Origin of the sequence: Pseudomonas protegens, from assembly GCF_003363755.1 — a bacterium.
GTDB lineage: Bacteria > Pseudomonadota > Gammaproteobacteria > Pseudomonadales > Pseudomonadaceae > Aquipseudomonas > Aquipseudomonas danubii.
Genome location: NZ_CP031396.1, coordinates 1,979,734 through 1,992,772, shown reverse-complemented (window position 1 = coordinate 1,992,772; position 13,039 = coordinate 1,979,734). Strand labels below are relative to the sequence as shown.

General features: G+C 59.8%; 10 protein-coding genes and 1 pseudogene. 7 read left to right on the top strand and 4 right to left on the bottom strand.

Going from position 1 to position 13,039, the window contains the following annotated elements; translation table 11 throughout:
- Window positions 1-58 precede the first annotated feature (58 nt).
- Window positions 59-1,486 carry an exodeoxyribonuclease I gene (gene sbcB / locus DWF74_RS08635; RefSeq protein WP_115580765.1) on the top strand — a complete coding sequence of 476 codons (1,428 nt, stop codon included), beginning with the start codon at window positions 59-61 and terminating at the stop codon, window positions 1,484-1,486.
- Window positions 1,487-1,590: 104 nt separating this feature from the next.
- On the opposite strand, the gene mvaT is transcribed toward sbcB, so the two are convergent.
- The gene (mvaT, locus tag DWF74_RS08630) at window positions 1,591-1,965 is read right to left on the bottom strand and encodes a histone-like nucleoid-structuring protein MvaT (protein WP_102860539.1); all 375 of its coding nucleotides are present in this window, start codon (window positions 1,963-1,965) and stop codon (window positions 1,591-1,593) included.
- Window positions 1,966-2,311: 346 nt separating this feature from the next.
- On the opposite strand from mvaT, the gene purU reads away from it, so the two are divergent.
- Both purU and DWF74_RS30410 read left to right on the top strand, forming a co-directional pair.
- Window positions 2,312-3,160: a formyltetrahydrofolate deformylase gene (purU, locus tag DWF74_RS08625; protein ID WP_102860540.1), complete on the top strand. Its 849-nt coding sequence runs from the start codon at window positions 2,312-2,314 to the stop codon at window positions 3,158-3,160.
- A 68-nt stretch (window positions 3,161-3,228) separates the two neighbouring features.
- On the top strand, window positions 3,229-3,399 hold the full coding sequence (locus DWF74_RS30410) for a hypothetical protein (RefSeq protein ID WP_162884083.1): 171 nt from the start codon (window positions 3,229-3,231) through the stop codon (window positions 3,397-3,399).
- A 95-nt stretch (window positions 3,400-3,494) separates the two neighbouring features.
- Here the strand turns inward: DWF74_RS30410 and DWF74_RS30965 are convergent, their stop codons facing one another.
- The gene (locus DWF74_RS30965) at window positions 3,495-4,259 is read right to left on the bottom strand and encodes a methyl-accepting chemotaxis protein (protein ID WP_371826169.1); all 765 of its coding nucleotides are present in this window, start codon (window positions 4,257-4,259) and stop codon (window positions 3,495-3,497) included.
- A gap of 141 nt (window positions 4,260-4,400) precedes the next feature.
- Window positions 4,401-5,240 (bottom strand): annotated as a pseudogene (locus tag DWF74_RS30960) (HAMP domain-containing protein); the annotation flags it as partial.
- A 338-nt stretch (window positions 5,241-5,578) separates the two neighbouring features.
- On the opposite strand from DWF74_RS30960, the gene DWF74_RS08615 reads away from it, so the two are divergent.
- Window positions 5,579-7,066, top strand: coding sequence for a helicase HerA-like domain-containing protein (locus DWF74_RS08615; protein WP_102860542.1), 1,488 nt, complete (start codon window positions 5,579-5,581; stop codon window positions 7,064-7,066).
- Window positions 7,067-7,081: 15 nt separating this feature from the next.
- Here DWF74_RS08615 and DWF74_RS08610 read toward each other — a convergent pair whose 3' ends face one another.
- Window positions 7,082-7,537 carry a DUF721 domain-containing protein gene (locus DWF74_RS08610; protein WP_102860543.1) on the bottom strand — a complete coding sequence of 152 codons (456 nt, stop codon included), beginning with the start codon at window positions 7,535-7,537 and terminating at the stop codon, window positions 7,082-7,084.
- A gap of 322 nt (window positions 7,538-7,859) precedes the next feature.
- On the opposite strand from DWF74_RS08610, the gene secA reads away from it, so the two are divergent.
- The 3 genes from secA to DWF74_RS08595 all read left to right on the top strand — a co-directional run bounded on the left by secA (window position 7,860) and on the right by DWF74_RS08595 (window position 13,002).
- Window positions 7,860-10,601, top strand: a complete 2,742-nt coding sequence (gene secA / locus DWF74_RS08605; RefSeq protein ID WP_102860544.1) for a preprotein translocase subunit SecA — start codon at window positions 7,860-7,862, stop codon at window positions 10,599-10,601.
- A 120-nt stretch (window positions 10,602-10,721) separates the two neighbouring features.
- Entirely contained in the window at window positions 10,722-11,939 is a 1,218-nt protein-coding gene (gene argJ / locus DWF74_RS08600; RefSeq protein WP_102860545.1) for a bifunctional glutamate N-acetyltransferase/amino-acid acetyltransferase ArgJ, read from the top strand.
- Between the two features lie 118 nt (window positions 11,940-12,057).
- Entirely contained in the window at window positions 12,058-13,002 is a 945-nt protein-coding gene (locus DWF74_RS08595) for a Nudix family hydrolase (protein ID WP_102860546.1), read from the top strand.
- Window positions 13,003-13,039 lie beyond the last annotated feature (37 nt).

Here is a 13,039-nt window from a genome sequence, read left to right as displayed (position 1 = left end):
GGCCCTGGGGATGCTTGAGCGCCTAGACTGCGGCGGTCTTTCAGTTCAGGAACAGGCCGTGACTTCCCTCTTTTGGTACGACTACGAAACCACCGGCATCAATCCTCGCAGCGATCGCCCGTTGCAAGTGGCCGGTATTCGCACCGATCTGGCGCTCAATGAGATCGACGAACCGGTCAACCTCTACTGCCAGCCCAGCGACGATATCCTGCCGCACCCGGTGGCCTGCATGATCACCGGCATCACCCCGAGCCGGCTGGCGGCGCAGGGTTTGAGCGAGGCGGATTTCATGACCCGGGTGCACGGGCAACTGGCGCGCCCTGGGACTTGCGGCGTTGGCTACAACACCTTGCGTTTCGACGATGAAGTGACCCGCTACAGCCTGTACCGCAATTTCTTCGATCCCTATGCCCGTGAATGGCAGGGTGGCAACAGCCGCTGGGACCTGATCGATGTGGTGCGTACGGCCTACGCTCTGCGTCCCGAGGGGATCGTCTGGCCGCAGGAGCAGGGGCAGGTGACCCTCAAGCTGGAACGCCTGACCGCTGCCAATGGTATCGATCACGGCCAGGCCCACGATGCACTGTCCGATGTCCGCGCCACCATTGCCTTGGCGCGTCTGATTCGCGACAAGCAACCCAAGCTCTATGACTGGCTGTTTCAACTGCGCAGCAAGCAGCGGGTGATGGATCAGATCCGCCTGCTGCAGCCTCTGGTGCATATTTCCGGGCGTTTCTCTGCGGCCCGGCACTACATCGGGGTGGTGCTGCCCCTGGCCTGGCACCCACGCAACCGCAATGCGCTGATCGTTTGTGATCTGCATCTGGATCCGCAGGGGCTGCTGGATCTGGATGCCGAAACCTTGCGTCAGCGTTTATATACGCGGCGCGAAGATCTTCTGGACGGTGAGCTGCCAGTGCCGTTGAAACTCATCCATATCAATCGCTGCCCGGTAGTGGCGCCCTTGAATGTCTTGCGTGTGGAGGATCAACAACGGCTGCACTTGGACATGGAGCAGTACCAGCGCCGTGGCGTGCTTTTGACTGAGGCCCAGGAAGTTTGGCGGGATAAACTTTCGGTGATTTATGGTCCTGATGAGTTCGCGGCCAGCGAGGACCCGGAGCAACAGTTGTACGACGGCTTTATTGGTGATCGCGACCGGCGTTTGTGTGAGCAAGTGCGTGAGGCTGATCCGTTGCATTTGGCCCAGCAACAGTGGCCATTTGATGATGAGCGCTTGCCTGAATTGCTCTTTCGCTACCGTGCCCGCAACTTTCCAGAGACATTGGATAAAACTGAGCAAGAGCGTTGGCGCGGGTTCTGTCAGCAGCGTTTGCTTGACCCGAAACTCGGCGCGCCCAATACCCTGGAAAGTTTTGCTCAGGGACTTGAGCAATCGTTGTTAAGTGCTGATCCGAAGCAGCGCCAGGTGCTGGATGAGTGGCGCGAGCATGTTCGGGCCCTGGCTGGGCGCCTGGCTCTTTGAAGGATGGCTCCGGCTCTGGAACAGGTTGCCTGGGCATAAAAAAACGCCAGCGGGCTGGCGTTTTTTAATCGGACTGCAGGAGCCCGGGCGCTCACTGGCAAGGCTTAGCCCAGCAGGGTTGCCCAGCCTTCAACCACATCGCCGCCCCACTTGGCTTTCCACTCTTTCAGAGTTTTGTGGTTGCCACCTTTGGTTTCGATGACTTCACCGTTGTGCGGGTTTTTGTACTGTTTAACTTTACGAGCACGCTTGGTACCGGTGGTTTTTACTGCGGCGCGTGGTGCTTTAACTTTCGAGTCCGGATCCAGCAGGGCGATGATGTCGCGCAGGGACTTGGAGTACTCGCCCATCAGGCTGCGCAGTTTGCCTTCGAATTCCAGTTCGGTTTTCAGTTTGTCGTCTTGGGACAGGTTTTTCAAACGTGCTTGCAGTTCTTTAATGGCTTCTTCTGTAGCACGGTATTCGTTGATCAGGGACATGTGGACTACCTTATTGAGCGCTGAGTGGCTGGGTGACAATGTCGCAATAATAGTCAGAGAGTATGTGCAAGTAAACATAATACCGCTGTTTTATTTGTCTCTCTTAGTGTGTTTAGACGTAAAAATCATTTCGGTATTTAATAGGTTGAAGGGTTCAACTGCGCTATTCACAAACTAGTTGTGCGCTATTGGCAAGTGTCGGTATCTGTCGTTGCAGTGGCTGTGGATTAGGCTTTTCAAGCGGCGATTGCCAATCTAATCAAGGCCCGGCGCGCAATGGATACTGCAGTTTTTTCGCGCAGTGGCTAGAATGGCGACCTTTGCGAAGTTCTGGAGTTTCCCCCTCATGCGCACCTTTCGGTTGGTGATTTCTTGCCCTGACCGCGTTGGCATCGTTGCCAAAGTCAGTAACTTTCTGGCCTCCCATAACGGTTGGATCACCGAAGCGAGCCACCACTCGGACAACCTCAGTGGCTGGTTCTTCATGCGCCACGAGATTCGTGCCGATTCCCTGCCTTTTGGCCTGGAGGCTTTTCGCGAGGCATTCGCGCCGATCGCCGAAGAGTTCTCGATGGACTGGCGAATCACTGATACCGCCGAGAAAAAGCGTGTGGTGCTCATGGCCAGTCGCGAGTCCCATTGCCTGGCCGACTTGTTGCACCGCTGGCACAGCGATGAGCTGGACTGTGAGATCGTCTGTGTGATCTCCAACCACGATGACCTGCGCAGCATGGTCGAGTGGCACGGTATTCCTTATCACCACGTACCGGTCAATCCCCAGGACAAGGAGCCGGCTTTCGCCGAGGTCTCGCGTCTGGTCAAACAGCACGACGCCGAAGTGGTGGTGCTGGCGCGCTACATGCAGATCCTGCCGCCGGCGTTGTGCAGCGAATATGCGCACAAGGTGATCAACATCCATCACAGCTTCCTGCCGTCCTTCGTCGGTGCCAAGCCTTACCACCAGGCTTCCCTGCGTGGGGTGAAGCTGATTGGCGCCACCTGCCACTACGTCACCGAAGAGCTGGACGCCGGTCCTATCATCGAGCAGGACGTGGTACGGGTCAGCCACAGCGACAGCATCGAGGACATGGTGCGTTTCGGTCGTGATGTGGAGAAGATGGTCCTGGCCCGCGGCCTGCGCTACCACCTGGAAGACCGTGTGCTGGTGCACGGCAACAAGACCGTGGTGTTCTGATTGAAAAAAAACCAGGAGCGGGGGTTCAATATCCCGCTCCTGGTTCTGTAAATCACGAGGTCAGCCCGATGACCGATCCACTGGATAAAGCCACTTCCCAGGCCCCCGCCACCCTCGGCGAGGGGTGCTTGAGCCGCTATGACCCCGATGAACTTGATGCCGATGACGGCACCGAGTTTCCGGGGGCCGCCCAACTGTGGGAGCAGTTGCAGCAGGAGCCAGCGCCGCAGCCGCAGTGAGTGGTTCGCCGGCAAGCCGGCTTCTATTTAAAGCTTGGCAATCGGCTCCCCGCGTAGGAGCCGACTCGCCGGTGAAAGGGCCCTGAGGCCCGTCATCAAATCCTGAAACTGCCTACCAGATGCTTCAAGCGCGCTGCTTGCTGTTCCAGATCGGAGCAGGCCCGTAGTGTCGCCTGGAGGTTTTCCACGCCTTCCTGGTTCAGCGTATTGATTTCGGTGATGTCCATGTTGATGGACTCCACCACCGAAGTCTGTTCTTCGGTGGCGGTGGCCACCGACTGGTTCATGCCGTCGATTTCACCAATGCGCTGGGTCACGCTGTTCAGGCGTTCTCCTGCCTGGTTGGCGATCTCCACGCTGTCCTGGCTGTGGCGCTGGCTGTTGCTCATGGTGCTCACCGACTCGCGGGCGCCCACTTGCAGTTCCTCGATCATGGTCTGTACCTGCTGCGCCGACTCTTGGGTGCGGTGCGCCAGGTTGCGCACTTCGTCGGCAACCACGGCAAATCCGCGGCCGGCCTCACCTGCACGGGCGGCTTCAATGGCGGCGTTGAGTGCCAGCAAGTTGGTCTGTTGGGAAATGCTGGTGATGACTTCGAGAATCTGCCCGATGTTCACGGTCTTGCTGTTCAGGGTCTCGATGTTGCTGCTGGAGGCGCTGATCATGTCCGACAGCTGGTTCATCGCCTGGATGCTGCGATCCACCACCTGCTGGCCGTCTTCAGCCAGGTTGCGGGCGTCGCTGGCCTGTTGCGAGGCCTGGGCGGCATTACGGGCGATTTCCTGGGCCGCGGCCCCCAGTTGATTGATGGCAGCGGCGACACTGTTGGTGCGACTGGCCTGCTCATCGGAGTTGAGCATCGATGAGTTGGAGGCGCTGACCACCCGCAGGGCTACTTCGTTGACATGTTCGGTGGCCGAGGAGACTTCGCGGATCGAACCGTGGATACGTTCGACAAAACGGTTGAAGGCGGTACCGAGGATGCCGAATTCGTCCTGGTTGTGGATGTTCAGGCGGCGGGTCAGGTCGCCTTCGCCATCGGCAATGTCTTGCATGGCGCGGGTCATCACATGCAGGGGCTGCATGAGCAGGCGAATCAGCAGGCCCAGCAGGGCGATGGTCAGGGCCACGGCGGTCAGGGTGGCGATCAGGGCCGAGGTACGGAATTCGCTGAGCATGGCGAAGGCCTTGTCCTTGTCCACCGACAGGCCGATGTACCAGTTCACCGAAGACAGGCCCTTGATCGGGGTGAAGGTGACGATGCGGGTTTTGCCGTCGACGCTGACCTCACTGAGCTCGCTGCTGATGCGCGGGGTGTCCTGGGGATAGACGTCCTTGAGATTCTTCATCACCAGGTTCTTGTCCGGGTGCACCAGGATCTTGCCGTCGGCGCTGATCAGGAAGGCGTAGCCCATGCCGTCGAAGTCCAGGGCGTTGATGCTGTCGGCAATCACCTGCAGGCTGAGGTCGCCGCCCACTACACCAACACGCTGGCCGGCCTTGATCACGCTGTCGACAATGGAAATCACCAGTTGGCCGGAGGCCAGGTCGATGTAGGGTTCGGTCAGGGCCGAGCCATTGGTGCTCTCCGCACTCTTGTACCAAGGGCGTGCGCGAGGGTCGTAGCCGTCGGGCATCTTGCTGTTGGGGCGGATGATGAAGGTGCCATCCTTGTTACCCAGGTAAGCCCCCATGAAGGTTGAGCTCACGGACTTCTGTTCCAGCAGATTGCTGACATTGGTCGGGTCGGGGTTGAGCGCTACCGATTGCGAGATGTTCTCGATCAGCAAGGCGCGACCGGCGAGCCAGGTCTGAATATTTTTTGCCGTAACGTCGCCCATTTCCTGAAGATAGTTGTCCAGATCATCACGAATGGCGTTGCGTTGCAGGTAATCGTTGTAGAGCGTGAATAGCGCAAATGCAGCTATGACGATCAGCGAGGCGGCAAGCAGGATCTTGTGGCTGAAGCGCAGATTTTTGTTCATGGCTTGGTGTGTCCGCTAAGGTCTTTGAGTCCAGGGCATCGGGTTGGAAAAGCGCGCAGAATGGGCGGTGTTATAAGTAAGCTGATATCTCCATCTATCCCAAAGGAATTACCTGACCTTTATTTCAGATACTTCTGATCCATCATTTCTTCATATCGACCGTGTAAGGCCAAAGCTTAACCAGGGGTGACAAAATGCCTGATTTATCGCAACTCGTTATCGGTGCCGACCTTGGTGGTCAGCCGATCGCTCAGGCCATGCGCCTGGCCAACCGCCATGGCCTGGTGGCGGGCGCCACCGGCACTGGCAAGACCGTGACCTTGCAACGCCTGGCCGAGGCCTTCAGTGACGCCGGGGTGGCGGTGTTCGCTGCGGATATCAAAGGCGATTTGTGCGGGCTGGGGGCGGCGGGCAATCCACAGGGCAAGATTGCCGAACGGATCGCCGGTATGCCGTGGCTTGAGCATAAGCCTCAGGCGTATCCGGTAACGCTGTGGGATATCCAGGGGCAGTCCGGTCATCCCTTGCGCACCACCTTGAGCGAAATGGGCCCATTGTTGCTGGGCAGCCTGCTTGAACTCACCGACAGCCAGCAGTCTGCGCTGTATGCCGCGTTCAAGGTGGCGGACCGTGAAGGGCTTTTGTTGCTGGATTTGAAGGATCTCAAGGCGCTGCTCAATCACCTCAAGGACAACCCTCAACTGCTGGGAGATGACGCGGCGCTGATGACCACAGGTTCCAGTCAGGCGCTGTTACGGCGCTTGGCGACCCTGGAGCAGCAAGGGGCGGAAGCTCTGTTCGGCGAGCCTGCGTTGCAACTGGAAGACATTCTGCAACCGGCGGCCGATGGCCGTGGGCGGATTCATCTGCTCGATGCCAGCCGTCTGGTGCACGAGGCACCGAAAGTCTATGCGACCTTCCTTTTATGGCTGCTGGCTGAGTTGTTCGAGCAACTGCCGGAACGCGGTGATGCGGACAAGCCTGTGCTGGCCCTGTTTTTCGACGAGGCCCACTTGCTGTTCGCGGGCACTCCCAAGGCTTTGCAGGATCGACTGGAACAGGTGGTGCGGCTGATTCGTTCCAAGGGAGTGGGGGTTTATTTCGTAACCCAATCGCCAGGGGATCTGCCGGACGATGTGCTGGCTCAACTGGGCCTGCGTATTCAGCATGGCTTGCGGGCGTTCACCGCCAAGGAGCAGAAGTCGTTGCGGGCTGTGGCCGATGGTTTCCGTCCGAACCCGGACTTCGATGCGCTGGCGGTGCTCACTGAGCTGGGTATCGGCGAGGCGCTGGTGGGTACTCTGCAAGACAAGGGCACGCCGGAGATGGTCCAGCGCGTGTTAGTGGCGCCTCCGCAATCGCGAGTCGGACCTTTGACCGAGGCTGAGCGCAAGGCCCTGATCGCCAGTTCGCCGTTACAGGGGCGTTATGACAAGCCTATCGATCGTGAGTCTGCCTATGAGGTGTTGATGGGGCGCAAGGACCTGGCGCCTGAAGCGCAGGCGACACCCGACAAGCCTGGCGCTGAAGAACCGAGCCTGGCTGATCGGGCGGGTGAGTTCCTCGGCACGGCGGCCGGGCAGGCGTTGAAGTCAGCCATGCGTCAGGCGGCCAATCAGTTAGGCCGGCAATTGGTCAGGGGGCTGATGGGGTCGTTGCTGGGTGGCAGCAAGCGCCGCTGAAGCCTGGCGTCTGGGTCAGCCCCGTGGTTTGGCGTGGCTGGCCAGGCGCTCCAGGGCGGCACGCAGATTGGGATCAGTGATGCCTTCGGCTGTGGCCTGGATGGTTTCGGCGGCGTTGTTCGACAGATCCATGGTGTGCCCCACTGCGCCCTGTTGAACCGTGGGTGGCTGGACCTTGAACAGGATGCGCGTGAGGTTGCTGAACTCGTTGAACTCCTGCAATTGGCGCTGCAGGCGTTTTTGCTGATAGCGCAGGCGCGTAGCCCAGTGGCCATCGGTGACGATCAGCAGCAAGCTGCCTTCTCGCCAGGAGGCGACGTGGCAATGTTCGCGAGCAGCCGGCTGTAACTGGCTCTCCAGCAGGCGCTGCAGATGCGCCAGGCGCTGGGCGTGGCCGAGTATGGCTTTGAGTGGCTTGGCTTCGCGAAGAAGAACGGCAGGCGCGCGTGCCGTAAGGGGGCGAAATGCCATGATCAGAAACCTGAAGTTACAGAGGCGCCATGGTAGCAGAAAGCGCCCGGGGCACCGCTCTCATTGCTTTTTCGTACTTTGACTACTTTCTGGCGCTTTGCTGATCGTAATCATTAAGTTCTGTGGTCAATGGGCTTGAAGTTCGGCAAAAAGCCCTTATTTTAGGTGAGCCCCGTCACAGCGCTGTGCCAGCATCGTGGAATAACGCCACTTTCCTCACCATCGTTTCCGGGTAGAATGCTCGTTCGCATGCGGCCATGAGGGCTGCTCGGGCGACTCACGGGGCCGCCCTCCAACCCTATGTGTGGAAGATCCTGCCGATATGTTTGCGCCTTTGTTAAAGAAACTTTTTGGAAGCAAGAACGAGCGTGAAGTCAAACGCATGCTCAAGACGGTACAAATCGTCAATGCCTTCGAAGAGCAAATGGTGGCCCTTTCGGACGATCAATTGCGTGCCAAGACTGCCGAGTTCAAGGCCCGTATCGCCAAGGGTGAAACCCTCGACAAACTGCTTCCCGAAGCCTTTGCGGTCGCCCGTGAAGCCGGTAAGCGCGTTATGGGCATGCGTCACTTCGATGTGCAGTTGATCGGTGGCATGACCTTGCATGAAGGCAAGATCGCCGAGATGCGTACCGGTGAAGGCAAGACCCTGGTGGCAACCCTGGGCGTCTACCTCAACGCACTGTCCGGCAAAGGCGTGCACGTAGTGACGGTGAACGACTACCTGGCTCGCCGTGACGCCAACTGGATGCGTCCGCTTTATGAATTCCTCGGCCTGACTGTTGGCGTGGTCACGCCGTTCCAGCCGCCGGAAGAGAAGCGCGCCGCCTACGCCGCCGACATCACCTACGGCACCAACAACGAATTCGGTTTCGACTACTTGCGCGACAACATGGCTTTCAGCATGGAAGACAAGTTCCAGCGCGAGCTCAATTTTGCCGTGATCGACGAAGTCGACTCGATCCTTATCGACGAAGCCCGTACCCCGTTGATCATCTCCGGCCAGGCTGAAGACAGTTCCCGCCTGTACACCGAGATCAACAAGCTGATCCCGCGTCTCGAGCAGCACATCGAGGAAGTGGAAGGCCAGGTCACCAAGGCTGGTCACTTTACTGTCGACGAGAAGACCCGTCAGGTCGAACTCAACGAAGCCGGTCACCAGTTCATCGAAGAAATGCTGACCCAGGTCGGCCTGCTGGCGGAAGGCGAAAGCCTGTACTCGGCGCACAACCTGGGCTTGTTGACTCACGTCTATGCCGGCCTGCGTGCCCACAAGCTGTTCAATCGCAACGTCGAATACATCGTCCAGGATGGCCAAGTGGTCCTGGTGGACGAGCACACTGGCCGGACCATGCCGGGGCGTCGCCTGTCCGAAGGCCTGCACCAGGCCATCGAAGCCAAGGAAAACCTCAACATCCAGGCCGAGAGCCAGACCCTGGCCTCGACCACTTTCCAGAACTACTTCCGTCTGTACACCAAGCTGTCCGGCATGACCGGCACCGCCGACACCGAAGCCTTCGAGTTCCATCAGATCTACGGCCTGCAGGTGATGGTGATTCCGCCGAACAAGCCGCTGGCTCGTAAGGACTACAACGACCTGGTGTTCCTGACCGCGGACGAGAAATACGCCGCGATCATCAATGACATCAAGGAGTGCATGGCCCAGGGCCGTCCGGTGCTGGTGGGTACTGCGACCATCGAAACTTCCGAGCACATGTCCAACCTGCTCAACAAGGAAGGCATCGAGCACAAGGTCCTGAACGCCAAGTTCCACGAGAAGGAAGCGGAAATCATCGCCCAGGCCGGTCGCCCGGGGGCCTTGACCATCGCCACCAACATGGCCGGTCGTGGTACCGACATCCTGCTGGGTGGTAACTGGGAAGTGGAGGTCGCCTCTCTGGAGAACCCGACGCCTGAGCAGATCGCCCAGATCAAGGCCGATTGGCAGAAGCGTCACCAGCAAGTGCTGGAGTCCGGTGGCCTGCAGGTAATCGCTTCAGAGCGTCACGAGTCGCGCCGTATCGACAACCAGCTGCGTGGTCGTGCCGGTCGTCAGGGTGACGCCGGTTCCAGCCGTTTCTACCTGTCCCTGGAAGACAGCCTGATGCGTATCTTTGCCTCTGACCGGGTGAAGAACTTCATGAAAGCGTTGGGCATGCAATCCGGCGAGGCGATCGAGCACCGCATGGTGACCAACGCCATCGAGAAGGCTCAGCGCAAGGTGGAAGGCCGCAACTTCGACATCCGTAAGCAATTGCTGGAGTTCGACGACGTCAACAACGAACAGCGTAAAGTGATCTATCACATGCGCAATACCTTGTTGGCTGCAGACAACATTGGCGAAACCATCGCCGATTTCCGCCAGGACGTGCTCAACGCCACCGTCAGCGCGCATATTCCGCCGCAATCGCTGCCCGAGCAGTGGGACGTGGCCGGTCTGGAAGAGTCGATCCAGAGCGGTTTCGGTGTAAGCCTGCCGATCCAGCAGTGGCTCGACGAAGACGATCACCTGTACGAAGAAACCCTGCGCGAGAAGCTGCTCAACGAGTTGATCGCCGCGTACAACGAGAAAGAAGACCAGGCCGGTGCCGAAGCGCTGCGTTCTTTCGAGAAGCAGATCGTACTGCGGGTACTGGATGACTTGTGGAAAGACCACCTGTCCACCATGGACCACCTGCGCCACGGTATTCACCTGCGCGGTTATGCGCAGAAGAACCCGAAGCAGGAGTACAAGCGCGAGTCCTTCACCCTGTTCTCCGAGTTGCTGGATTCCATCAAGCGCGACTCGATCCGCGTCCTGTCCCATGTGCAGGTTCGTCGCGAAGATCCGGCAGAGGAAGAGGCACGCCTGCGTCAGGAAGCCGAGGCACTGGCTCAGCGCCTGCAGTTCGAACACGCCGAGGCTCCGGGTCTGGATCAGCCGCAAGCGCAGGAAGAAGGGGTTGATGTCGATGTCGCCCTGGCTACCGCGCCGGTGCGCAACGAACAGAAACTGGGACGCAACGAACTGTGCTACTGCGGTTCGGGCAAGAAGTACAAACACTGTCACGGCCAGATCAACTAAGATCCTCGCCAGACACTGAAACACCCGCGCCGTGACGGCATCCGCCGTCGCGGCGTTTTTCCATTTGCAACACCGTCTTTTGAGACGACGGTGCAGACACCTGATAAGAGGAGCGCATTCATGGCTGTTGGTCTTGGTCCTTTGCCTACGTTGCACCCGGTTGCCGGTTTTGAGCTCGGTATCGCTTCGGCCGGCATCAAGCGCCCCGGGCGCAAGGATGTGGTGGTCATGCGCTGTGCCGAAGGCTCCACCGTAGCCGGTGTGTTCACGCTCAACGCGTTCTGCGCCGCGCCGGTGATTCTGGCCAAGCAGCGTGTGCAGGGGGCGGTGCGTTATCTGCTGACCAACACCGGTAATGCCAACGCCGGTACCGGCGAGCCGGGCCTGGCTGCTGCCACCCGCACTTGCGCCAAGCTGGCGGAGCTGGCCGGCGTCGATGCCAGCGCGGTGCTGCCGTACTCCACTGGGGTGATTGGCGAACCGCTGCCGGTAGAGAAAATCGAGGGGGCTCTGCAAGCCGCACTGGATGACCTGTCCGTGGACAACTGGGCGGCTGCGGCCACCGGGATCATGACCACTGACACCTTGCCCAAGGGCGCCAGTCGCCAGTTCCAGCACGATGGCGTGACCATCACCGTGACCGGTATCAGCAAGGGGGCGGGGATGATCCGTCCGAACATGGCCACCATGCTCGGCTACATCGCCACCGATGCCAAAGTCTCCCGGGAAGTGCTGCAGAACCTGTTGCTCGACGGTGCCAACAAGTCTTTCAACCGCATCACCATCGACGGCGATACCTCCACCAACGATTGCTGCATGCTGATCGCTACCGGTCAGGCCAAGCTGCCGGAAATCACTAAGGCCGAGGGCCCGCTGTTCGCTGCCCTGAAGCAGGCGGTGTTCGAGGTGTGCATGGAGGTGGCCCAGGCCATCGTCCGTGATGGCGAAGGTGCAACCAAGTTCGTCACCGTTGAAGTCAACGGCGGTGGCACTCATCAGGAATGCCTGGACGTGGGCTACACCGTGGCTCACTCGCCGCTGATCAAGACCGCCCTGTTCGCCTCCGATCCGAACTGGGGCCGCATTCTCGCCGCCGTCGGCCGTGCTGGCGTAGCGGATCTGGATGTCAGCAAGATCGATGTGTTCCTCGGTGAAGTCTGCATTGCCAGCCGTGGTGCGCGTGCTGCCAGCTACACCGAGGCCCAGGGCGCGGCCGTGATGCAGCAGGAAGAAATCACCATTCGCATCGAATTGGGGCGTGGTGCGTGCAGCGAAACCATCTGGACCACTGATCTGTCTCACGAGTACGTGAAGATCAACGCGGAATACCGCACTTAAGCACCTCTCCGGCGACGCTGCTCCAGCCACTGTGGGAGCCGGCTTGCCGGCGAAGCGCGCATCTCAACGCCTGGTCCGTGAGGGCCAGGCCCAATGCCTGATCAGAGGAAACAGTGCGGTGAAACGAGTACATGTGGCTGCGGCCGTCATCCGGGATGCCAGCGGCAAGATCCTGATTGCCCGGCGTGCCGATACTCAGCATCAAGGTGGCCTGTGGGAGTTTCCCGGAGGCAAGGTCGAAGCTGGCGAAGCGGTACAAACCGCGCTGGCCCGCGAGCTGCAGGAAGAGTTGGGTATCGTCGTACAGACGGCGCGCCCACTGATCAAGGTGCAGCACGATTACCCGGATAAACAGGTGTTGCTGGATGTCTGGGAGGTTTCGGCATTCAGCGGCGAGCCTCACGGCGCCGAAGGCCAGCCCTTGGCCTGGGTCAGCCCTCGTGAGCTGGCCGATTATGAGTTCCCCGCGGCCAATCAGCCGATTGTCGCTGCAGCGCGTTTACCCGCTCACTACCTGATTACCCCAGAAGGCCTGGAAACCCCGACCTTGCTGCGAGGCATGCAGAAGGCCATTGCCCAGGGCAGCAAGCTGATTCAGTTGCGCGCCCCTGGTGGCTACGATCCGCAGTACCGCGATCTGGCGGTGGACGCAGTGGGCCTGTGTGCGGGCAAGGCGCAGTTGATGCTCAAGGGGCCTTTCGAGTGGCTGGGGGATTTTCCCTCCGCCGGCTGGCACATTACTGCGGCGCAATTGCGCAAGTACGCCAGCGCGGGGCGGCCTTTTGGTAAGGATCGCTGGTTGGCCGCCTCCTGCCATAACGCCGAGGAGCTGTCCCTGGCGCAGCAGATGGATGTGGATTTCGTGACCTTGTCCCCGGTGCAGCCGACCCAGACTCACCCCGATGCCCAACCCCTGGGCTGGGAGCAGGCGCAGCAGTTGCTCAGTGGTTTCAACAGGCCTGCCTATCTGCTGGGAGGCGTGGGGCCTGCCGAGTGCCGGCAAGCCTGGGAAGCCGGTGCTCAAGGTGTTGCCGGTATCCGTGCCTTCTGGCCCCAGGACTGAAGGCACCCTCTGTGGCAGTGCTGGCTAGCGGCTGTCT